Raw genomic sequence first — 21,900 nt, 5'->3', positions numbered from 1 at the left:
CACCGAGGGTCAGAGGTTCAACCGAGGACGGCATCTCGGCGGTGCTAGGACGCCGTCCTCGGAGGAGCAGCCACCGGGGAGGAACCCACACGGCGGCCCGCAGGCCCGAAACATCCTCGAAATGGTCGTGTTTAAGCCGAAAAGCCGCGCAAACACGCGGGGCGGGGCGTCCAAGCTGATAGGTTTTCGGACAGAGGCTTTCCGTATACCGTGGAAAGCTCGTTCAGAAGAGTGACGTCCAGGAGGACCTAAATTGGCTAAAAACCGTAGTGAACTTGTTGCCGAGGTAGCAGCGAAGGCTGACACCAGCCAGGCGTCAGTCAACAGCGTCCTCGACGCGCTGTTCGACGTCTTCGCCGAGTCCATCGCCAAGGACGAGAAGATCACCATTCCCGGGTGGCTCGCTGTCGAGCGCACCAGCCGTGCAGCCCGCACCGGACGCAACCCCCAGACCGGTGAGACCATCCAGATCGCCGCCGGCCACAGCGTCAAGCTGACCGCCGGTTCGAAGCTCAAGGCTTCCGCCAAGTAGTCCATCACGTAGTACGTGCCTCGAAGGACCGCTGCCGTTCTGGCAGCGGTCCTTCGTCGTCCCGTGCTGCCCTGCTGCGGCCATCGCCATCGCCTTCCGTGGAACGCCCGGAGATTAGCCCTATTTTCTACTCCGGGTAGAGAATGGTGTACGTGTCCACAACAGCGAAAAACCCGCGCCAGACGCGCACCGGCGCCTCTCCGGACCGCGCCATCGGCACCGGCTGGCTGATCCTCGCGGGCGTCGTCGTCTTCGCGGCCCTCGTCGCGGCCCTGTTCTACTCGGGAGCGGCCGCCGCACGGCAGCTCGGCGACCCCGGCGCCCTGACGAGGTGGGGCCTGCCCGTCGCCAAGGTACTCAACAACACGGCGGCTGCCGCCACCATCGGTGCTCTCGTCTTCGCCGTGGTCCTGCTGCCGCGGAGGGTCGGCGACACCGGCCGGAAGCCGAAGGACGGTGCTGCCGAGCATCCCGCCTTCGCCCGCGTGCTGCTCCTGGCCTCGGTTTCGGCCGTCGCATGGACGCTCGGGGCGCTCGGTGTCATGATCTTCACCTACTCCGACGCCGCGGGCCTGCCGTTGAGCACGGACCCCGCGTACACTCAGGGGCTCGCCGCCTTCCTCACCGACTTCTCCACGGGCCGCGCCTGGCTGGTGACCTCCATCGTCTCCGCCGTCCTCGCCACGATCCTCTTCGGTGTCCGGTCGCAGACCGGCCTGGCGCTGACGCTGGTGCTGGCGCTCCTCAACCTCCTGCCCATGGCGCTGATCGGCCATTCCGCGAGCGGGGACGACCACAACGCCGCTGTGAACTCGATCGCGCTGCACCTCGTCGGAGTCTGCCTGTGGATGGGCGGGATCATCGCTCTGGCCGTCGTCAGCGGCACGCTGGGCGGACAGACCCTGCCGGTCCTGAAGCGCTTCTCGGCCCTCGCAGGATTTGCCTTCGTCCTCGTGGTCGGCTCCGGCGTGGTGAACGCCAGCCTCCGCATCACGGACCTCGCGCAGCTCAGCTCCTCGTGGGGGCTGCTGGTCACCTTCAAGACCATCGCCACGCTGCTCCTCGGCGGTATCGGCTGGATGCACCGGCAGTGGATCATCCCGCAGCTGGAGGCGTCCTCCGGCAGTGCAGCGTCGAAGCTGTCCGCGCGCCGTGTGCTGTGGCAGCTCGTCGCCGTCGAACTGGTTATCATGGGCGCCGTCTCCGGTGTGGCGGGCGCCCTCGGACGGACGGCGCCTCCGCGTGCAGAGGAGCTCCCCACCGAGGCCGGTCCGGCCCGCATCCTGTCCGGGTACGACCTCCCGCCGGAGCCGACCGCGGCCCGCTGGCTGACCGAGTGGCGGCCGGACTGGCTGTGGATCACGGTCGCGCTGACGCTGGGCATCGCCTACATCCTAGGTACGGCGAAGCTGCACCGCCGCGGGGACTCGTGGTCCTTGACCCGGCTCATCAGCTGGCTCGTGGGCCTGGTACTGCTGACCTACTTCACGTCCGGCGCGCCGGCCATCTACGGCATGGTGCTCTTCAGCGCCCACATGATCGATCACATGGCACTCACAATGGTGGTGCCGCTGTTCCTGGTGCTCGGCGCGCCCGTTACCCTCGCGCTCAAGGCGCTCGGCGCCCGCCGGGACGGCACGCGGGGGCTCCGGGAGTGGATCCTCGTGATCGTGCACTCCTGGCCGTCGAGGATCATCACGCACCCGCTGGTCGCCGCCGGCAACTTCGTGGCGTCCATCATCGTGTTCTACTACTCCCCGCTGTTCGGCTTCGCCCTGCGCGAGCACGTCGGCCACGAGCTGATGATCACGCACTTCCTCCTCACGGGCTACATCTTCGTGCTCTCGATGATCGGATCGGACCCCGTTCCGCTCCGCGCGCCCTACCCCCTGCGGATCCTGCTCCTTTTCGCGACCATGGCGTTCCATGCCTTCTTCGGTGTGACCCTGATGGGCTCCACGTCGCTGCTCGAGGCATCCTGGTTCGGCAACATGGGCCGCGAGTGGGGTGCCTCGGCCCTCGCCGACCAGCAGGTGGGCGGCGCGGTGACCTGGGGAGTCGGGGAGATCCCGACCCTCCTCCTCGCGATCGGCGTGGCCGTCATGTGGTCGCGATCGGACGCGCGGGAGACCAAGCGCAAGGACCGGGCGGCGGACAGGAATAAGGACGCCGATCTCGAGGCTTACAACAACATGTTCGCCGACCTCGCCGCGCGCGACGTCGGACCCCGCCCGGGAGCCAAGCCCGCGGCGCGGGCCACCACAGCAGGAGACGATGAATGACCGAGACCACCGTGCGCACCGGCTACCGCGTGCGCGGCTCAGAGCTGACCGGCCGTAACTGGCTCAACACCGGCGGCAGGCAGCTGCAGCTCGAGGATCTCCGGGGGAAGATCGTGATCCTCGATTTCTGGACGTTCTGCTGCATCAACTGCCTGCACGTGCTCGACGAGCTGCGGCCCCTCGAGGAGCAGTACTCGGACGTGCTCGTGACCGTCGGCGTGCATTCCCCGAAATTCGAGCACGAGGCGGATCCCGTGGCCCTTGCAGCCGCCGTCGAGCGCTACGACATCCACCATCCCGTCCTCGACGACCCCGAGCTCACCACCTGGCAGGCCTACACGGCGCGGGCCTGGCCGACGCTCGTGGTCATCGATCCCGAGGGCTACATCGTGGCGCACCTCTCCGGCGAGGGGCATGCGGCCGGCCTGACGTCCCTCGTGGAGGAGCTCGTCGCCGAGCACGAGGCCAAGGGCACGCTGCACCGGGGGAACGGCCCGTACGTGCCGGCCGAGAGTACCGCGGGCGACCTCAAGTTCCCGGGCAAGCTGCTCGCCCTGCCCGCCACCGGCACCTTCCTCGCCGGTGATACGGGCCACCACCGGCTCGTCGAGCTCGAGGCGGACCTCGTCACCGTGCGCCGCACCATCGGCTCCGGCACGAAGGGCTTCCGCGACGGAGGTGCCGACGAGGCGCAGTTCAACGAGCCCCAGGGCGTCGCCCTCCTGCCGGCCGAACTGGCCTCCGAGGTCGGGTACGACGTCGTCGTCGCCGACTCCGTCAACCACCGCCTGCGTGGCGTGACCCTCGCCACGGGCGAGGTGCGCACCCTCGCCGGCAACGGGACCCAGCGCCTGCTCGACGCCGGGAACCACACGAAGACGGGGCGGCAGGAGAACGCCTCCGAGGTCGGCGCCCCGAGCGAGACCCCGCGCCTCACGGAGACCCAGCTCGGCACGGACGCGCTGAACGTCTCGCTGTCCTCCCCGTGGGACGTGCTGTACTCGTCGGTGCTGGACCGCCTGGTCGTCGCCATGGCCGGCACGCACCAGATCTTCAGCTACGACCCCCGCACGTCCGCCGTCGAGGTCCTGGCGGGAACCGGCCTGGAGGGACTGCTCGACGGCGATGCCTCCGAGGCGTGGTTCGCCCAGTCCTCCGGCCTCGCGGAAGGCGCGGACGGCACGGTCTGGATCGCCGATTCCGAGACCTCGTCGGTACGCTTCCTGACCTTTGCCGAGGTGGACGGATGCAGCACGGTGCAGGTGGGGACGGCCGTCGGAACCGGTCTGTTCGACTTCGGCTTCCGTGACGGTGACGCGGACCAGGCACGCCTCCAGCACCCGCTGGGCGTCACCGCGCTCCCCGACGGCTCCATCGCCATCGCCGACACCTACAACGGTGCGGTCCGCCGCTACGACCCGGCCACCCGCCAGGTGTCCACGCTGCTGCGCGGCCTCTCCGAACCGTCCGACGTCCTCGTGGACATAACGCCCGTGGCCGACGGCGGGGATCCGCTGCTCATCGTCGTCGAGACGAACCGGCACCAGCTGGTCCGGGTGCCCCTGCCCAAGGAGGCGCTCGCCGTCGACGAGGGCGCGTCCCAGACGCAGCGGCCCAAGACCCCGATGTCCGCGGGCCCCGTGGCCCTGACCGTGCGTTTCACGGCCCCCAAGGGGCAGAAGCTCGACGACCGCTGGGGCGATCCCACCCAGCTGAAGATCAGCGCCTCGCCCGAATCCCTCCTGGTGTCCGGGGGCGGCACGTCGACCGGGCTGACCCGCGAGCTCGTGCTCGCGCCCGGGGCGGGCGACGGTGTCCTGCACATCACGGCGCGGGCCGCGTCCTGCGACGGCGAGCCGGGCGGCGAGATCCCCGACCACGCCGCGTGCCACCTGTACCAGCAGGACTGGGGCATCCCCGTCTCCGTGACGGCCGACGGCGCCACGGACCTGACCCTGGACCTGCGCGGACTCGACTGACCTGTCGGGGAACGGAGGGCATCGGCGGGTGCCCTCCGTTCCTCCCGGCCTAGGGCGGGCCGGGACGACCGGGCGGCGATCGGAGGACTGCTCGGGACGCCGTCGTCAAGTTCTTGGTCGTGGAACCCGCCTGCAACGTCCCCGAAACGGGCGCTCCGGACAGTGGAGTCATGACACGCTCCACTGGTTCTACCGCCGCCTCCCTCCGCTGCGACTCCTGCGGGCAGCTGCCCGAGCCCGGGAAGGTACGGCTGACCCTCGCCAACGTCGCCGTGATGCTCCCCATCGAACTGGCCGTCCACGCCGCGGTGGTCCAGACGCACCTGGCCTATCCGCTCAAGGTCCTCCTCCTCGCCCTCACGGCGACCGCCCTGGTCATCTGGGTGGCGGAGCCCTCCGTGATGCGGTTCCTGAGGGCCTGGCTGCACGCGCCCGCCCTGAGGCAGCGCAGGCGCCTCGACACGACGATGGAGCTGTGGCGGGCACGGGTGCTGGTCGAGGACACCCCCGGAGCCCTGGAACGCATCTCCCACCAGCTCGCACGACGCGGCGTCAACATCCTGTCCCTCCACATCCACCCCGGTGCACGCTCCAGTGTCGACGAATTCGTCCTCGCAGCACCCGGCGGGGTCGGGGAGCAGGACCTCCTCCGGGCCCTGACGATCGGCGGCGGCACGTCCGCCCGGGTGTGGCCGTCCACCGCCCTGGCCCTGGCCGACGGGCAGACCAAGGCGCTCGCCCTCGCCTGCCGCGTGGTGCAGGACCCCACGGAGCTGCGCTACGCCGTCGCCGAACTCCTCGTCGCCGACCCGGTGCCGGCGCCGCCACCCGCTGTCCGGTCCTTCGTCGAGGGCAGCGAACTCCTCAAGATCCCCTCCCCGGTCGGGGAGCCGATGGTGTTCACCCGGGCCGGTGAGCCGTTCACGGCCGCCGAATCCGCACGGGCCCACCGGCTCGCCGAGCTCGCTGCCCTGGCGACGCACTCCGCCGGACGCCCCTGAGGGCTCGAGGCACCGGGCGACCCCGGGTGGCGGGCCGCCGCGCCGGGTGCCCGGAGCCGTGGCGCAGGTACCCCGGATGGGAGCCGCCGCGCCGGGGGCGCGGACGCGGGATGTACAAGCGGTTGCTTGAAGGTGAACGGCCGTTGAACGGGGTAGCGTAGCCGTACTAGTCTTCGATGGGCCCGGGAACGGGCCGGCTGTCAAGGGTGTACGGCGATATCACGGCATCCGGAACGCGAGGTGTGCCATGTCTGCCCCGATCCTCCACGCGACCCGACGGGTCGGCGTCGTCGTGGGACGCTTCCTGGTCTACCTCCTGATCTGGGCCGGCCTCGTTCTGCTCATCACGGCCCTGGGCATCCGCTACTACTGGGGCACGATCTCCGTCAGCCAGATGCTCATGAACCTCGTCTCCGTGGAGACCGACGGGGGCGGCGGGTCCATCGTCTGGGTCGGCATCCTGGGCGTCGGCGTCGCGCCCGTGCTCATCACCGTCGGGATCGCCCTGTGGCAGTACTCCCGACGGCGTCGGCACCACCGGGACGGCGGTGACCAGGGGCGTCGTCGTCCGCCGTGGGTAGCGCGCGCCATCTCCACCGCCCTGGTGGCGGCCGTGGTCCTCGGCGGCGTCACGGCCTTCTCCACCACGGTGGGCATCGGGGACTACATCAGGGCGGCGAACTCCGACTACGACCTCGGCGACTACTATCGGGAACCGGTTGTGACCGGCGACGCGGACAAGCGCAACCTGGTACTGATCTTCCTCGAGTCCGGTGAGGCCACCCTCGAGGACGAGCAGCTCTTCGAGAAGGACGCATTCGCCCCGCTCAAAAAGGTCACCCGTGCCGCCGACGGCTGGCAGGGCGTGGAGGACTTCCAGCAGTACGAGGGCGGGGGCTGGACCATGGCCGGCCTCGTCGGGACGCAGTGCGGCGTCCCGCTGAAGGCCGGAGGCTCCGCCGCGGGCAGCGCCCCGTCGAACGACCTCGGCGGCGGCGCCGACACCTACCTGGGCGGGCTGACCTGCCTGGGCGATGTCCTGGCCGATCACGGCTACACCAGCACCTTTTTGGGCGGTGCGAACGCCTCCTTCGCCGCGAAGGACGTCTTCCTGGAGACCCATGGCTACTCCGAGGAGAAGGACCTCGCGGACTGGCGTGCCGCCGGGGAGCCGGCGAGGAGCTTCCGCGGCGACTGGGGCCTGAGCGATGAACGCCTGATGGCGAACGCCCGCGACGAGATCGACCGGCTGCATGCCGAGGCGGAGCGCACCGGCGAGCCGTTCAACCTGTCCATGCTGACCCTGGACACCCACGAGCCGGTGTTCGTCTACGACTACTGCGACGTGGACACCGAGAACGTGGTCACCTCCGTGTACTCCTGCTCCATGACGCAGGTCGCCGGGTTCGTGGACTACATGCGGCAGAAGGGCTACCTCGAGGACACCGCCGTGGTGATCACCGGCGACCACCTCAAGCTCATGAGTGCCGGCAATGCGTTCCACGAGCAGCTGGACCACCACGAGAACCGCACCGTTTTCAACCGGGTCTGGGTTCCGGGTGGCACGCCTGCGCTCCGCCCGCGGGTGGACCAGCTGAATCTGTACCCCACCATCCTGGAGGCCGCCGGCCTGACCCTGCAGGACTCCGAGGCCGGGCTGGGCGTATCCGCCTTCGCCCCCGAGGTCCCGGCCGGTTCGGCCCAGGCCTTGAAGCCGGACCTCTATGCAGAGCTGCTGGACGCGAATTCCCAGCAGTTCTACACCGAGGCATGGGGTAGCGAGGCCGCGACGCAGGAGCCCTGAGGCGCGGCCGGAGCACACCGGCTGCTCCGGTCACCACCGGGAATATCCTGCCGGCAGGCGGGCTTGTCGCCTTCGGGGCCCGGACGGGCCGGAAGGACGCGCAGTGCCCGGACCGGCGAAGGCGGGCACGGGCGGCGGCACGACGAGAAGGAGCGCAGGATGACGGCAGGAACCGTGCGACCGGACGGACAGCGGACGGCACTCGTGGTGGGAGCCACGGGTATCGCGGGGTCCGCCCTGGTCGAGAAGCTCACCGCCGAGGGATGGCCCGTGCTGGCGCTGTCCCGCACGCCCGGAGCGGAGCGCGACGGCGTGCGCCGGCTGTCGGCGGACCTGACATCGGCCGAGTCCCTGGCCGCCGTCCTCGAGCCGGAAAACCCTACGCACGTCTTCTTCACAGCGTGGTCACGGCGCAACACCGAGGAGGAGAACATCTCGGTCAACGCCGGCATGCTGCGCGACCTGCTGGCCGCCCTCCGCGGCAAGGACGTGGCCCATGTGGCCCTCATGACCGGCCTCAAGCACTACCTCGGCCCGTTCGAGGCGTACGCGGCCGGGGAGATGGCGGACACCCCGTTCCACGAGGAGGAGCCGCGCCTGCCGGTGCCGAACTTCTACTATGCGCAGGAGGACGAGCTGTTCGCTGCGGCGGCTGAGCAGGGGTTCACGTGGTCGGTGCACCGCTCCCACACGGTGATCGGCCACGCGGTGGGCAACGCCATGAACATGGGCCTCACGCTCGCGGCCCAGGCGACCCTCTGCCGGGAGTCGGGCGAGCCGTTCGTCTTCCCGGGCTCGGAGACTCAGTGGAACGGGCTGACCGACATGACGGACGCCGGGCTGCTCGCCGAGCACATGCTCTGGGCATCGACGACCCCCGCTGCGGCCGACGAAGCCTTCAACATCGTCAACGGAGACGTGTTCCGGTGGCGCTGGATGTGGCCGAGGCTCGCCGCCTACTTCGGGGTCGAGTGGGAGGGCTATGCCGGCGCACCGCGACCGCTCGAGCAGGCCATGGCCGGACGGGAGGACCAGTGGGCGGAGCTCGCGCAGCGCCATGGGCTGGCCGAACCGCGGCTGGACCGTGTGGCCTCCTGGTGGCACACGGACGGCGACCTGGGCCGGGACATCGAGGTGGTGACCGATATGGGCAAGAGCAGGGACGCCGGTTTCATGGGGTACCGGCGGACCTCCGACGCCTTCCTCTCGCTCTTCGACCGCTACCGCGCCGACAACCTCATCCCCTGATCTGCGTGCCGTCCCGACACGGCTAGTAGCGGACCACGGGTGTGACCGTGATGGTGTCCTCGGTCACCAGGAGGTCCGCCTCGAATTCGAAGGGGACGGACTCCGACACGTCCCGGACGGCACCGGAGAAGAAATCACGCAACCGGGTGTCGATGCGGGCGGACCCGCGCAGCGGAGCCAGCGACCACTGGCCGTTGTCCGGGGTGACCGTCGCGGATGGGTACTCTTCGATGGACCAGGCGATACCGCCGGCCAGCCGCTCATTCGTCAAGTAGTAGAACGGGCAGTTGGTCGGCTGGAAGACGGTCTGGCCGGCGCAGCCGTCGAGGAATGTGTGCAGCTGGTCGTCGACCGCCTGGACGAGCTCGGGCGTCGCCTCCATGGTGAGGGCCAGTGCGGGAGGGGGCGTGTCCCGGCTCGTGACCGCCGCGTGCTGTGGGGGAGCGGAGAAGAACTTCCCCTCGTAGGTCGCGTCGACGACGGCGGGGTAGAAGGACGCCAGCGCGGCCTTGCCGTCGGGCAGTCCGACGTCGACGCCGTTCACCGCGGCCTCGACGCTGTTCAGGGCCGACACCTCGACCGTGGGCAGGACGGTGTGCTCGAAGCGCCACACAGGAAAGAAGCCCCACTCCGTGCCCGTCTGCTGGAGCGGGAAGACCGTCGTCGTCTCCGCTCCGTCGACGTTGTAGGTGACCGGGACCTCGACCCGGTCGCTGTCCGTCGTGCGGGCGTCGCCGACCTCGACGTCCCCGAGGGACGCGGACGCCCGGCGCAGGGCCTCGCCGTCGAGCAGGGTGGGATTGGAGCCCTCCGGGACGGAGGCGTTGAGCAGACCCAGAGCCTTGCCGCCGTCGCCCTGCTGCAGGGCCTCGAGGTACAGGCCCACCTGGTGTTCCGGGCCGTAGAGCCGTCCGTTGAGGAGGACCACGGTCGCGACGAAAGCCGCGCCGACGAGCATGAGGCCGAGCAGCCATGCCGCGAGGACCTTCACTACGGGGGTGTGCACCTCTCAACGGTACCGGCTGTGCACGTTCAGCCGGGCAGGAAGCCCAGCACCACCCCTCCGATGGAGCACGCGAGTCCTACGACGGCCAGGATGCGGGTGCCCCGGTAGGGCTTCTCCAGCGACCAGTGGCCGGCGTCACGGGCGGAATAGAAGATGTCCACGTCCTTCCCGGGGGCCGGCGGTGGAGGGACGGCGTGTCCCCGCCGCTGGTGCGCGCAGCTCGACCACAGGGCCTCCACGATGCGATAGCGGTGGTCGTGCCAGCGCAGATAGGGGTGCCCCTCGTGCTCGAAGGTGATCGCCTGGGTCCGGGTCCACGAGCCGTAGACCAGCCGGATCACGAGGGCGGCGATGAGGAGCCCCAGCCCCAGCACCGTGAGGGTGGAACTCACGATCTCGAGCACCATCATCGGACGGTGCCCCCGGCTGCCGGGTAGCAGCCCTGCCTCAGTACCAACGGCGCTTCCGGCGCTTGGTGCCGAACAGACCCCGTGCGAGTTCCCTGCCGATGACGCCGGCGGCCTTCAGGGCAAGATCGGCCATCTCGTCCCTGTCCGGTCCGCGCTGGGCCGACGGCCGACCCGTGCCGCTCTCCCGCTCGTCCCGATCGGCGTGAGGGACACTGCGCTCCCGCCCGTTCTGCCCTGAGCGCCGACCGCCGTCCGGCGAGGGCCGGGACGGCATCCCGAGGATCTCCTCCTCGATGCGCTGTGCCTCGGCGTCGCGATCATCCCCGGACCTGCCCGCCGACCGATCGGGAGCCGTGTCGCCGGGTGGGCCGGCAGGGACGGGAGTGGAAGCACCCGGCAGGGGGAGGGGCACCGGCCGACCGGTCAGCTTCTCGTAGGCGGAGTAGCCGTCGATCGCCTGGCCGTACTCCGGCAGGAGGGACGACGAGGTGACGACGGCGGGGACGGTTCCCTCCGGAGCCCGGCCCATAACCGACTCGGGGGAGCGCAGGCGGGTCCACGCCACCGGTGTCGGGGCTCCGCGCTCGTTCATGACGGTGACGACGGCCTCGCCGATCCCGGCGGACGTCAGGACTTCCGCCAGGTCGTACGGGCTCATCGGGAAGGTCGACACCGTGGCGCGCAGTGCCTTCGCGTCGTCGGGCGTGAACGCGCGCAGGGCGTGCTGGATCCGGTTGGCCAGCTGGCCGAGGACCTCCCCGGGAATGTCCCGGGGGGTCTGCGTGATGAAGAAGATTCCCACGCCCTTGGATCGGATGAGCCGCACGGTGGCCTGGATCGATTCCCGGAATGCCTTCGAGGAGCCCGCGAAGAGCAGGTGCGCTTCGTCCAGGAAGAACACGAGGCGGGGCTTGTCGACGTCGCCGACCTCCGGAAGCTCGGCGAACAGGTCCGCGAGCAGCCACATCAGGAACGTCGAGAAGAGCCGCGGCTTCTGCTGCACGGCGACGAGCTCCAGCGCGGTGATCATGCCGCGTCCATCAGCGGCGGTCCGCAGCAGGTCTGCTGTGTCGAACTCGGGTTCGCCGAAGAAGGCGTCCATGCCCTGCGCCTCGAGGGTGACCAGTTCGCGCAGGATCACGCCGGCCGTGGCCCTCGAGAGGCCGCCGAGTGACGCGAGGGCGCCCTTCCCCTCGTCGGAGGTGAGGAAGCCGATGACAGCGCGCAGATCGGCGAGATCGTAGAGCTCGAGGCCGTTCCGGTCGGCGTAATGGAACACGAGCTGCAGGCTCGATTCCTGCGTCTCGTTGAGGTCCATCACGCGGCTGAGGAGCAGGGGCCCGAAGGAGGAGATGGTGGCGCGGACGGGGATGCCGTCTCCGTCGCCGCCGAGGGAGAGGAACTCGACCGGGAATGCTGTGGGGGTCCAGTCCTGGCCGACGCTCGCGGCCCGCTCCGCCAGCCTGTCGGAGGCGGTGCCCGGACGCGCCAGGCCCGTCAGGTCTCCCTTGATGTCGGAGAGGAAGACGGGGACTCCCTGCGCAGAGAGCTGCTCCGCCAGGATCTGGAGGGTCACGGTCTTGCCGGTCCCCGTGGCACCCGCGATCAGGCCGTGCCGGTTCATCATGGCGAGCGGGAGGCGCACCTGCGCGTCGGCGTGGAGTGTCCCGTCCACAAGTGCTGCGCCGAGGTGCAGGGTGGGACCCTCGAAGACGTATCCCGCGGTGATGTCGGCGATCCGGGCGGCGGCATCCTGTTCGGGCATAGGGCCACACTACACAGCAGGACCGGCACCCTTGCGGATGCCGGTCCTGCTGGGCCCTGCCGGAGCAGGCAGGAATCGGGTCAGCCCGCGGTGTGCGCGCCGCCTGCCGCCGTGGCACCGCCGGTGCGCCCGGCACCGGCGTCGACCGGTGCGCCGTCCGTCCGACCGGATGTGCCGCTGCTGAAACCGGTGCCGTTCCCGTTCCCGTGTCCGTCCGCCTGCTGGGCGATCTCGATCTCCTCGGCCCGCTCCTCGCCGGCCTGGCGTGTGAGCTCCGCGCCCGCCTCCGCGTCGCGTGTCAGGTTCTCACCCGTCTCGGCGTCGAACAGGTGGAGCTTGCGGGTGTCCAGCCAGAGCTCCGCCTCACGCCCGCCACGGATCCGGCTCGCGGCATCCAGGGTGACGACCACCTGCGGGCGCAGCTCGTCGGCGTCCATGTCCCGTGCGAGGTTGTTCAGCAGCTCGCGCATCTCGGGTGCCGGGTCGAAGTTGATGTACCCGTACTGCTCGTTGCCGAGCCACTCGGTGTGCGTCAGGGTCGCGTTGAACGTGGAGCCGTTGGAGCGCTTGTGGTCCTCCACGAGCTTGGCGTCCTCGAAGAACTCCGGACGGACACCCACGAGGACCACTCTCTTGCCCGCCGCCTTACGGGCCTTCTCGGCGGGGATCTCCAGGTCGCCGACGGCCGTCCGGAGGACGTTCCCCTCGAGGGTGGCAGGCAGGAAGTTCATCGACGGCGAGCCGATGAACCCGGCCACGAAGAGGTTGATGGGCTGCTCGTACAGTTCGCGTGGTGAGGCGATCTGCTGCAGTTCGCCCTTCTTCAGGACGGCCACGCGGTCACCGAGCGTCATGGCCTCGGTCTGGTCGTGGGTCACGTAGACGGAGGTTACGCCCAGCCGGCGCTGCATCTGGGAGATCTCCGACCGCATCTGGCCGCGGAGCTTGGCGTCCAGGTTGGAGAGCGGCTCGTCGAAGAGGAACGCGTCCGCCTGCCGCACGATCGCGCGGCCCATCGCGACGCGCTGCCGCTGGCCACCGGAGAGGTTGGCCGGCTTGCGCTGCAGGTGGTCCGTGAGTTCCAGGGTGGCCGCGGCCTCGGTGACGAGCTTGTTCACCTGGTCCTCGGAGTGCTTGCCCTTGGCGAGGCGCAACGGGAACGCGATGTTCTCGTACACGGTGAGGTGCGGGTACAGCGCGTAGTTCTGGAACACCATCGCCAGGTTGCGGTCGCGCGGCGCCTTGTCGTTCACGCGCTGTCCGTTGATGAGCAGGTCGCCGTCGGTGATGTCCTCCAGGCCCACGATCATGCGCAGCAGCGTCGACTTCCCACAGCCGGACGGGCCCACCAGGATGATGAACTCGCCGTCGGCGATGTCGATGCTGACGTCGTTGACGGCGGGGAAGCCGTCGCCGTACTTCTTGACCAGGTGGTTGAGGGTGATTGAAGCCATGGTGCGAATCCTTTTCTTGAACCGGGGGCGTTAGCCCTTGACGGCGCCCGAGGTCAGGCCCGAGACGATCTGGCGTTGGAAGAGCAGCACCAGGAGGACGATCGGGATGGTGACGATGATCGCCGCCGCCGAGATGGCTCCTGTCGGTGCCTCGAACTGCGAAGCGCCCGTGAAGAACGCGAGCGCTGCGGGGACCGGCCGTGCCGCCTCGGTGGAGGTCAGCGAGATCCCGTACACGAAGTCGTTCCAGGCGATGAAGAACGCGATGATCGCCGTGGTGAACACCCCGGGAGCGGCCAGCGGCACGATCGCCTTGCGGAAGGCCTGCCACGTCGTCGCGCCGTCCACCTGCGCGGCCTGCTCGAGCTCCCACGGGATCTGCCGGAAGAAGGCGGCGAGGGTCCAGATGGAGATCGGCAGGGTCAGCGACAGGTAGGGGATGATCAGCCCGAGCCAGGTGTCGTAGAGGCCGATGGTGCGCCACAGGTTGAACAGCGGCGTCACGATCGAGATGACGGGGAAGATCGAGACCGCCAGTGCCGTGGTGAGCACCAACTTCTTGCCGGGGAAGTCGAGCCGGGCGATCGCGTAGGCGCACAGGGTAGCCAGCACCACGGCGATGAACGTGGCGATCAGCGAGATGCCGATCGAGTTGCGCAGGGCCGAGAGGAACAGTCCCTGGGCGTCGCCGACGAGGATCTGCTCATAGTTGCTGGTGGTGGCCTTGCCCGAGGTCGGCAGGAACTTGCCGCTCGTCAGGTCGCCCGGCGCCTTGAAGGACGTCGCGAGGATCGAGATCACGGGGAACAGCGCGTAGATCAGGACGAGGATCGTGACGACGGTCCAGAGGACCTTGCCCCTGGTGGTGGTGTTCGTCATTACTTTCCTCCCTGCGTGCCGGCGAGATCGACCTTGAACAGCTTGATCGCCACGAAACAGATCAGCAGGACGCAGAGGAACAGGAGGACGGAGACGGCGGAACCGAGACCGATCTCGAGCCTACTGATGGACTGCCGGTAGGCGAGCAGTGACAGCACCTCCGTGTTGTACGCACCATTGGTCATGATGAAGACGTTGTCGAAGATGCGGAAGGCGTCCAGCGCCCGGAACAGCACGGCCACCATGATCGCGGCCTTCATGTTGGGGATGATGACCTTGCGCATCTGCTCCCACCAGGTGGCGCCGTCGACCTTGGCCGCCTCGCTGAGCTCGTCCGGCACCTGCGCGAGGCCGGCGAGGAGGAGCAGCGAGATGAACGGCGTGGTCTTCCAGATCTCCGACGCCATGATGACGAACAGGGCAGTGGGTCCCTGCGCGAACCAGTTCAGGTTCTCGTCGATACCGGGGAGCCAGCCGAACCAGCTGTTGACGTACCCGGAGCTGATGTCGAAGGCATAGAACCAGGCGAAGGCCGACACCACGGTGATGATGCCATACGGGACGAGGATCGCGGTGCGCAGGAGCCCGCGGACCGACTTCAGGGCCTTGTGCATGACGAGTGCGAGCGCGAAGCCGAGCACGAGTTCCACGGCCACGGTGACGATCGTGATGAGCACCGTGGTCCACAGGTCCGACCACCAGACGGGGTCGCTGAGGATCACCCCGTAGTTCCCGAGGCCGATGAACTCCCGTTCATCCGGAGCCGTGAGGCGGAACCGGAACAGGGATTCGTAGATTGCCTGCAGGATCGGGTACAGCGTGACGAGCAGCATGATGACGAAGGCCGGACCTGCGAGCATCCAGCCGAGCCGCCGTTCTGCACGTACCCGGTCGCTGTACTGTTGGGGCGCCCGACGGGTCCTGCCGTTGGCCCTGCCGTTGCCTGTGTCGAGGCGCGGGCCGGGGTCGGAGGACGACGCCGTCGTCGTCTTGGCGGGAATGGCGGAGGTCACAGGAGTTGCTCCCCTCGAAGGACCGATGTGATGAAGTCGCTCGACGATCCCGGAGTGCTCTCGGGATCGACGGCGCCGGGCGGCGCCCAGGTCTGCTGGATGCCGGTGGAGACCTCGTTGTAGAACGGTGTCTGCGGACGGGGTGCTGCGAGCTGGAGCGAGTCCCTGATCGTTTCGGCCATGGGGAAGGACTCCTCGACGCGGGGATCCTCGTAAGCCTCCGTGTTCGACGGCGGGTTGCCGTTGGTCACGAAGTATTCCGCCTGGTTCTCGACCGAGACGATGCACTGGATCGCCTCGAAGGCCAGCTCCGGGTTGCTGCTCTCGGCGCCGACGCCGAGGTTGATCCCCCCGAGTGGCGGTGCTGACTCCTGGTCCTCCGTCATCCGTGGGTAGATGCCCCAGGCGATGTCGTCCAGGACCGCCTTGTCGACCGTTCCGGCCTCGACGGCGCCGGAGGTGGCCGGCCAGACGAACGGCCAGTTCACCATGAAGGAGCCGGAGTCACCCTGGAAGCTGATGAGGGATTCGTTCTCCGCCTGCGTGGGAAGGCCCGGGCCGCCCAGCCCGTCCTTGCCGATCGTCGAGATCACCTCGGCCGCCGCGATGCCGGCGTCCGAGTCGAGGCCGAGCTCGATCGTGTCCGCCGTGGCCTCGGGATCGACGATGATGGAGCCACCCGCCGACTCGATGAGCGCGTTCACCCACACCGTCATCGATTCCGCCGAGGCGCCCTGCACACCGAGCGTCTTCTCCTGGCTCTTCGCGGCCTCCATGATCTGCTCCCAGGTCACGGGCTTGGACATGTCCAGGCCGGCTGCCTCGGTCACCGACTTGCGGTACCAGAGGATCTGCGTGTTGGCCCAGAACGGGACCGTGACGAGTTCGTCCTTCCAGGTGGCCCCGGCGAGGGCACCCTCGACGACGTTCTCCGTCGTGGCCTGGGCGACGTCGTCGGGCACCGGCGCCAGGAAGCCGGGCTCGGCCAGCTCGGGGATGAAGGGGGGATCGAGGCTCAAGATGTCGAGCGACGAATCTCCCGCAGCCAGGCGGCGTGCGAGCTGCTCACGCTGCGAGGCGGCGTCGGTCGGGAGGAGCGAGGTCTCGATTCGGTAGCGGCCGCCCGACTCGTCGCTGCACTTCTGGGCGATGAGGGCCTGGCCTCCCGCGTCGGGGTTGATGTACCAGGTGAGCGTGTTGTCCGCCTGGGCCGGACCGCACCCGCTCATGGCCAGCGTCCCCATCATCAGGCCCGCCACGACGGCGGCCTTCGGGCGGTTCTTCGCGTCCCTGCGTGTTCTTCGATTCAGCGGCATCCGTACCGAGCCTCCACATCCTTGTAGACAACCCGGCTGGCAATTCAATCGAATCGACAGCCTAAGCATGCTTCCTTTTTGACCCTATTCCTAGACGGCCGAAACCGCTAGACAGCCAGCTTACTATCTCGCGGCGGATAGGGGGCCGGAAGGAGGGGCCAGGGTCGGAGGAAAGGGTTCAGGCGGAGACGGTGGAGTTGTCCAGGGCGAAGGGAGGGCGTTCGACGTCACCCAGGACCGCCTCTGCCGGATCGGAGCCGAGCTCCACGATGCGGTTCCCGGCATCCACGTGGACGACGGTGGGGACGAAGGCGCGCGCTTCCTCGGTGGTCATCTGCGCGTAGGTGATCAGGATGACGAGGTCACCGCGCTGCACCAGGTGCGCCGCGGCACCGTTGATGCCGAGGACGCCGGATCCCCGCTCGCCGGCGATGGTGTAGGTCTCGAGACGCGCGCCGTTGGTGATGTCCACGATCGACACGAGCTCGCCGGGCAGGATGTCCGCGGCGTCGAGCAGGTCGAGATCCACGGTCACGGACCCTACGTAGTGCAGGTCGGCGTGGGTGACCGTGGCGCGGTGGATCTTCGACTTGAACATTGAGCGATTCATCGCTTCAAGGATACTGCGGAACGCAGGCCGTCAGCAGGGCAGAGGAGGTGGCCTCGAGCACATGGGAGGACCACCGGAAGCTCCACGGAGGGGAGCGGAGAGCGGGCGACGGGAATCGAACCCGCGTATCGAGCTTGGGAAGCTAGCGCTCTACCATTGAGCTACGCCCGCAGTGCGGTTGGACCGCTCCATCACCTTACAACAGATCGTCCGGCTTCCCGGGATCGGCCGGCCGCGCCCGCTCGATCAGCTCCCGCCACGGGTCATCGAGCCGGTTCTCGGAGAAGTGCACCTCCATGTACCCGATGGTGATCCTGTAGGTGAAACGGTCCCGTTGCGACCCGGACTCCGCTCCGCTGCCACCGGCCTCGGCCGCGGCCTCGGCCTCCGCGAGCGGCAGCCAGCGCTGCTCGGCCTCGGTGCGGCTGACCTCGAGGGTCCAGGTCCGGGTGAGCCCGGCGAAGCCGCCCGAGCGGGTGATCTCGATCCTCACACCGGTACGCCGACCCGCGACCAGGCGTCGGCCACCGCGTCGGCCTCGCGGCTGTCGACGCCGAAACGCTTTCCGGCGGCATCCTGCGTGGCCTTCGCGAAGGTGGGGAAGTCGCAGTCCGGGGGGATGCCGCCATTGAGGACGGCGTCGTACCAGATGCGCCCCGCGCCCTTCCAGGCCGGGCCGCCGAGGGCGGTGGCCGTGAGGTAGAAGGCGTGGTTGGGGATCCCGGAGTTGATGTGGACCCCGCCGTTGTCCGACGCCGTCTCCACGTAGTCGGCCATCGTGGCAGGTTGCGGATCCTTGCCGAGGACGTCGTCGTCGTAAGCCGTGCCGGGAGCCGCGAGGGAGCGCAGCGCCTTCCCCTCCACGTGCGCGGTGAAGATGCCCGCTCCCACGAGCCAGGAGGCGGCAGCGGCGTCCTGACCGAGGGCGCGCTGTTCGACGAGGACGCCGAACACATCGGACAGCGACTCGTTGAGCGCACCGGATTGGCCCTGGTACTCCAGGTTGGTGGTGTACTGCGTGAAGCCGTGCGTGAGCTCGTGGCTGATCACCGTCAGGGACGCCGTGAAGCGGCCGAAGATCTCTCCGTCGCCGTCCCCGAAGACCATGCGCCCGCCGTCCCAGAAGGCGTTGTCGTAGCCGGTGCCGTAGTGCACCGTGGCCTCCAGCGGCTTGCCTGCGCCGTCGACCGACGACCTGCCGTACTCCTCGCTGAACAGCCGGTACGTGGCACCGAGGCCGTCATAGGCCTCATCCGCGGCGGCGTCCCCCGTCGCCGGCGCCCCTTCGGCCCGCACCGGGGTCCCCGGGAGTTCCTCCCGGCCGCCGGCGTCGGAGATGCGCCGGGTCAGGGTCCCGGCGACGGCCGAACCGCGGCGGACCGGGGCACGGAGGGCCTCCGAACGGACCTGCAGGACGGGGTCGAGCTCCAGCAGTGCATGGCGTGCCGCGCGGGCCGCGACCGAGAGCCGCGGATCACGGAGCGCGGCGAGCCGGACGAGAAGGTGCGGCGGGACGATGCCGCAGTGGATTCGGTGCATGGGCCTCCTTGAATGCGTCCCACCGTAGCCGCGCGGACCGACAATCCGGGGACGTAGGCTTGCCGCATGAGTGTCGAGCGCAACACCCGCGACCTGGAGCAGGGCATCGAGCGGGACTTCTCGGACAAGATGAGCTACGGGTCCTACCTGGAGCTCGACAGGCTGCTCGACGCGCAGCACCCCGTGAGCTCGCCGGAGCATCACGACGAGATGCTGTTCATCATCCAGCACCAGACCTCGGAGCTGTGGCTCAAGCTCGTGCTGCACGAGCTCCGCGCCGTGCGCCTCCACCTCCAGGGGGACGACCTGCGTGCCGCCATGAAGGGCATCGCCCGCATCAAGCACATTCAGCGCTCGCTGACCGAGCAGTGGTCCGTGCTCGCGACGCTCACCCCGTCCGAGTACGCGGAGTTCCGCGGCGACCTCGGGTCCTCGAGCGGCTTCCAGTCCTACCAGTACCGCGCCGTCGAGTTCCTGCTGGGCAACAAGAACGCCGCCATGATCCAGGTCTTCGACTCCGACCCGGCAGCCCGCGCCCTGCTCTCGGACCTCCTCGCGCAGAGCAGCGTGTACGACGAGTTCATCGCGCTCCTCGCGCGGCGGGGCTACGCCATCCCCGACGAGCTCCTGGGGCGGGACGTCACGGTGGCGCACGAGTTCACCCCGGCCCTCGTCGCCGTCTACAAGCAGGTGTACGAGGACGCCGCCGGCCACTGGGACATCTACGAGGCGTGCGAGGAACTCGTGGACCTCGAGGACAACTTCCAGCTGTGGCGGTTCCGGCACCTGAAGACCGTCGCGCGGACCATCGGGTTCAAGGCCGGGACGGGAGGCTCGTCCGGCGTCGGCTTCCTGCAGCGTGCGCTCGAGCTCACGTTCTTCCCCGAACTCTTCGCCGTGCGCACCGAGATCGGGCGCTGAACCGGCGCCTGCAGGACTGGTAGTTTTGGACGGTGCTGATCTCAGACCGCGACATCCGAGCAGAACTGGCCGCCCACCGGATCGTCCTCGAACCGCACGATCCCGCGATGGTGCAGCCCTCCAGCGTCGACGTCCGGATCGACCGCTACTTCCGCCTCTTCGACAACCACAAGTACGCGCACATCGACCCCGCCGAGGACCAGCCGGACCTCACGCGCCTGGTCGAGGTGGCCCGGGACGAGCCGTTCATCCTCCACCCCGGCGAGTTCGTCCTCGGATCCACCTACGAGACGGTGACCCTCCCCGACGACATCGCCGCACGCCTCGAGGGCAAGTCGTCGCTGGGCCGGCTGGGACTGCTGACGCACTCCACCGCGGGGTTCATCGACCCCGGGTTCTCCGGCCATGTGACCCTCGAGCTCTCCAACATGGCGACCCTGCCGATCAAGCTGTGGCCGGGGTCGAAGATCGGGCAGCTGTGTTTCTTCAAGCTGACCTCCCCGGCGGAGCACCCCTACGGTTCGGGTGAATACGGCAACCGGTACCAGGGCCAGCGGGGCCCGACGGCGTCGCGCAGCCACCTCAACTTCCACCGGACGGACATCTGACGCCCCATTCCCTGGCTGGGCCCGTCCGGGGGCGCGATCAGGCCTCGGGCACGACGGCGCGCACCACGCGGGAGGGCGGCCGGACCGGCAGCAGGACGAGGAGCCCGGCGAGCAGGACCACGAGGATGCCGACCACGCCGTAGAGCTGCGAGCCGAAGATCCCGATGCAGAGGGCGAAGAGCGTCGGGGCCAGGAAGCTCACCGCGCGGCCCGTGGTCGCGTAGAGGCCGAACAGCTCGCCCTCGTCCCCCACGGGTGCGAGGCGTGCCAGGTAGGCCCGGGACGATGCCTGGGCGGGCCCGACGAACAGGGTGAGCAGCAGCCCGAAGACCCAGAAGGTCGTGTCCGAGGTCCACTCCATGCCGAAGAAGGAATGCGTTCCCGTGCCGAGCAGGAGGATCGCCGTCCCGGCGACCAGCAGCCCCACCAGGGCGCCCATGATGACGCGTTTCGGCCCGATCCGGTCATCGAGGAAGCCGCCGATCACGGCGCCGGCGGCGGCGATGACGTTGGCCGCGATCGCGAAGACGATCACCTCGCTCGCGGAGAACCCGAACGCGCCCGCGGCGAGGATGCCTCCGAAGGTGAACACCGCGGCCAGGCCGTCCCGGAAGATGGCGCTGGCCAGCAGGAAGTAGATCGTGTGGGGGCTCTCCCGGTAGATGGCCTTCACGCGCCGCACCAGCAGCCCGTACGAGGCGAGGAATCCGAGCTGTGCCGCGCGGGCCCTGCGCGGGACCTCCGGCACGGCGAACATCACCGGAAGCGCGAAGGCCGCGAACCACAGCGCCGAGAAGACGGCCACCAGCCGGATATTCAGACCGTTGTCGCTCGAGGCGCCCGGCCAGTCCACCACCGGCTGGATGAACACGACGAGGACCACCACGAGCGCCACGATGCCGCCCACATAGCCCATCGCCCAGCCGAACCCGCTGACCCGGCCGATCGTGGCCGGCGTCGAGATCTGGGTCAGCATCGCGTTGTAGTTCACCCCGGCGAACTCGAAGAAGATGTTGGCGGCGGCGATGAGTGCCACGCCGAGGAGCAGCATCCCGGGGCTCGGGAACACGAAGAAACACAGGGCGGTGAGCACGGCGACGATGAGGCTGTTCACGCCGAGCCAGAGCTTCCGGCGGCCCCCGCTGTCGGAGCGCTGCCCGGTGACCGGGGCGAGGAGGGCGATCAGCAGGCCCGCGACGGCGAGGCCCCACCCGAGTACCTGCGAGGCGCGTTCCTCCCCGCCGAACGCCTCCGACGTGAGGTACACCGTGAACACGAACGTGGTCATGACCGCGTTGAAGGCGGCCGAGCCCCAGTCCCAGGCGGCCCACGCGAGGACGGGCTTGCTGAAGATGCGGCCGGAGCCGACCGCCGGAAGGGGGGCGGGGGCTTCCGCGGGCTGCGGAAGCTGCTCGTGGGTACTCATAGGGTGAATGCTAGCGCCGTATGACACCCATTCCGCCCGACCCGTCGCGGCGCGCGGAGCGGCGGTCCGGGCGTCGGGAGGGAAGGCCCGGGGACGCCGAAGGGGAG

The 21,900-nt window shown here is 69.1% G+C and carries 19 protein-coding genes and 1 tRNA gene; 8 read left to right on the top strand and 12 right to left on the bottom strand.

Translation table 11 applies throughout. The features are described 5' to 3' along the window. The first annotated feature begins 253 nt into the window (after positions 1-253). The 6 genes from ACX80I_RS11655 (at position 254) to ACX80I_RS11630 (ending at position 8,846) form a co-directional block, all read left to right on the top strand. Positions 254-532: an HU family DNA-binding protein gene (locus tag ACX80I_RS11655; RefSeq protein WP_087074140.1), complete on the top strand. Its 279-nt coding sequence runs from the start codon at positions 254-256 to the stop codon at positions 530-532. A 143-nt stretch (positions 533-675) separates the two neighbouring features. Further along, positions 676-2,814: a bifunctional copper resistance protein CopD/cytochrome c oxidase assembly protein gene (locus tag ACX80I_RS11650; protein WP_459345290.1), complete on the top strand. Its 2,139-nt coding sequence runs from the start codon at positions 676-678 to the stop codon at positions 2,812-2,814. After that, positions 2,811-4,793, top strand: a complete 1,983-nt coding sequence (locus ACX80I_RS11645) for an NHL domain-containing thioredoxin family protein (RefSeq protein WP_459345289.1) — start codon at positions 2,811-2,813, stop codon at positions 4,791-4,793. The genes ACX80I_RS11650 and ACX80I_RS11645 overlap by 4 nt, the downstream gene beginning before the upstream one ends. Before the next feature lie 170 nt (positions 4,794-4,963). Continuing rightward, entirely contained in the window at positions 4,964-5,794 is an 831-nt protein-coding gene (locus ACX80I_RS11640; RefSeq protein WP_459345288.1) for an acetolactate synthase small subunit, read from the top strand. 247 nt (positions 5,795-6,041) lie between these two features. Then, positions 6,042-7,598, top strand: a complete 1,557-nt coding sequence (locus ACX80I_RS11635) for an LTA synthase family protein (protein ID WP_459345287.1) — start codon at positions 6,042-6,044, stop codon at positions 7,596-7,598. A 159-nt stretch (positions 7,599-7,757) separates the two neighbouring features. Then, complete coding sequence (locus ACX80I_RS11630; RefSeq protein WP_459345286.1) at positions 7,758-8,846, top strand: SDR family oxidoreductase; 1,089 nt, start codon at positions 7,758-7,760, stop codon at positions 8,844-8,846. Between the two features lie 22 nt (positions 8,847-8,868). Here ACX80I_RS11630 and ACX80I_RS11625 read toward each other — a convergent pair whose 3' ends face one another. The 11 genes from ACX80I_RS11625 to ACX80I_RS11575 form a co-directional block, all read right to left on the bottom strand. Further along, positions 8,869-9,852, bottom strand: coding sequence for a hypothetical protein (locus tag ACX80I_RS11625; RefSeq protein ID WP_459345285.1), 984 nt, complete (start codon positions 9,850-9,852; stop codon positions 8,869-8,871). Positions 9,853-9,878: 26 nt separating this feature from the next. Beyond that, positions 9,879-10,244, bottom strand: coding sequence for a hypothetical protein (locus tag ACX80I_RS11620; RefSeq protein WP_459345284.1), 366 nt, complete (start codon positions 10,242-10,244; stop codon positions 9,879-9,881). 55 nt (positions 10,245-10,299) lie between these two features. After that, positions 10,300-12,027, bottom strand: a complete 1,728-nt coding sequence (locus tag ACX80I_RS11615) for a helicase HerA-like domain-containing protein (protein ID WP_459345283.1) — start codon at positions 12,025-12,027, stop codon at positions 10,300-10,302. Between the two features lie 80 nt (positions 12,028-12,107). Beyond that, positions 12,108-13,481 carry an ABC transporter ATP-binding protein gene (locus ACX80I_RS11610; RefSeq protein WP_459345282.1) on the bottom strand — a complete coding sequence of 458 codons (1,374 nt, stop codon included), beginning with the start codon at positions 13,479-13,481 and terminating at the stop codon, positions 12,108-12,110. Between the two features lie 30 nt (positions 13,482-13,511). Further along, on the bottom strand, positions 13,512-14,360 hold the full coding sequence (locus tag ACX80I_RS11605) for a carbohydrate ABC transporter permease (protein ID WP_459345281.1): 849 nt from the start codon (positions 14,358-14,360) through the stop codon (positions 13,512-13,514). Further along, on the bottom strand, positions 14,360-15,373 hold the full coding sequence (locus tag ACX80I_RS11600) for a carbohydrate ABC transporter permease (protein WP_459345280.1): 1,014 nt from the start codon (positions 15,371-15,373) through the stop codon (positions 14,360-14,362). Before ACX80I_RS11600 ends, ACX80I_RS11605 begins: the two co-directional genes overlap by 1 nt. Further along, positions 15,370-16,689 (bottom strand): extracellular solute-binding protein, encoded by a 1,320-nt coding sequence (locus ACX80I_RS11595; RefSeq protein ID WP_459345279.1) that lies wholly within the window; start codon positions 16,687-16,689, stop codon positions 15,370-15,372. The genes ACX80I_RS11600 and ACX80I_RS11595 overlap by 4 nt, the downstream gene beginning before the upstream one ends. A 178-nt stretch (positions 16,690-16,867) precedes the next feature. Further along, positions 16,868-17,299, bottom strand: coding sequence for an aspartate 1-decarboxylase (panD, locus tag ACX80I_RS11590; protein ID WP_459345278.1), 432 nt, complete (start codon positions 17,297-17,299; stop codon positions 16,868-16,870). Between the two features lie 100 nt (positions 17,300-17,399). After that, positions 17,400-17,470: transfer RNA gene (locus ACX80I_RS11585), tRNA-Gly, on the bottom strand. A 25-nt stretch (positions 17,471-17,495) separates the two neighbouring features. Further along, a complete protein-coding gene (locus ACX80I_RS11580) occupies positions 17,496-17,792 on the bottom strand; it encodes a protealysin inhibitor emfourin (RefSeq protein ID WP_459345277.1) in 297 nt (98 codons plus the stop codon). Continuing rightward, on the bottom strand, positions 17,789-18,838 hold the full coding sequence (locus tag ACX80I_RS11575; RefSeq protein WP_459345276.1) for a M4 family metallopeptidase: 1,050 nt from the start codon (positions 18,836-18,838) through the stop codon (positions 17,789-17,791). The genes ACX80I_RS11580 and ACX80I_RS11575 overlap by 4 nt, the downstream gene beginning before the upstream one ends. Positions 18,839-18,904: 66 nt before the next feature. On the opposite strand from ACX80I_RS11575, the gene ACX80I_RS11570 reads away from it, so the two are divergent. Beyond that, entirely contained in the window at positions 18,905-19,759 is an 855-nt protein-coding gene (locus tag ACX80I_RS11570) for a tryptophan 2,3-dioxygenase (RefSeq protein WP_459345275.1), read from the top strand. A 32-nt stretch (positions 19,760-19,791) separates the two neighbouring features. After that, entirely contained in the window at positions 19,792-20,367 is a 576-nt protein-coding gene (dcd, locus tag ACX80I_RS11565; RefSeq protein WP_459345274.1) for a dCTP deaminase, read from the top strand. A gap of 37 nt (positions 20,368-20,404) precedes the next feature. Here the strand turns inward: dcd and ACX80I_RS11560 are convergent, their stop codons facing one another. After that, entirely contained in the window at positions 20,405-21,793 is a 1,389-nt protein-coding gene (locus ACX80I_RS11560) for an MFS transporter (RefSeq protein ID WP_459345273.1), read from the bottom strand. Between the last annotated feature and the right edge of the window lie 107 nt (positions 21,794-21,900).

Source organism: Arthrobacter rhamnosi, assembly GCF_054510855.1.
Note: the sequence above shows the minus strand (reverse complement) of the source record. Positions and strands in the feature narration are given on the sequence as shown.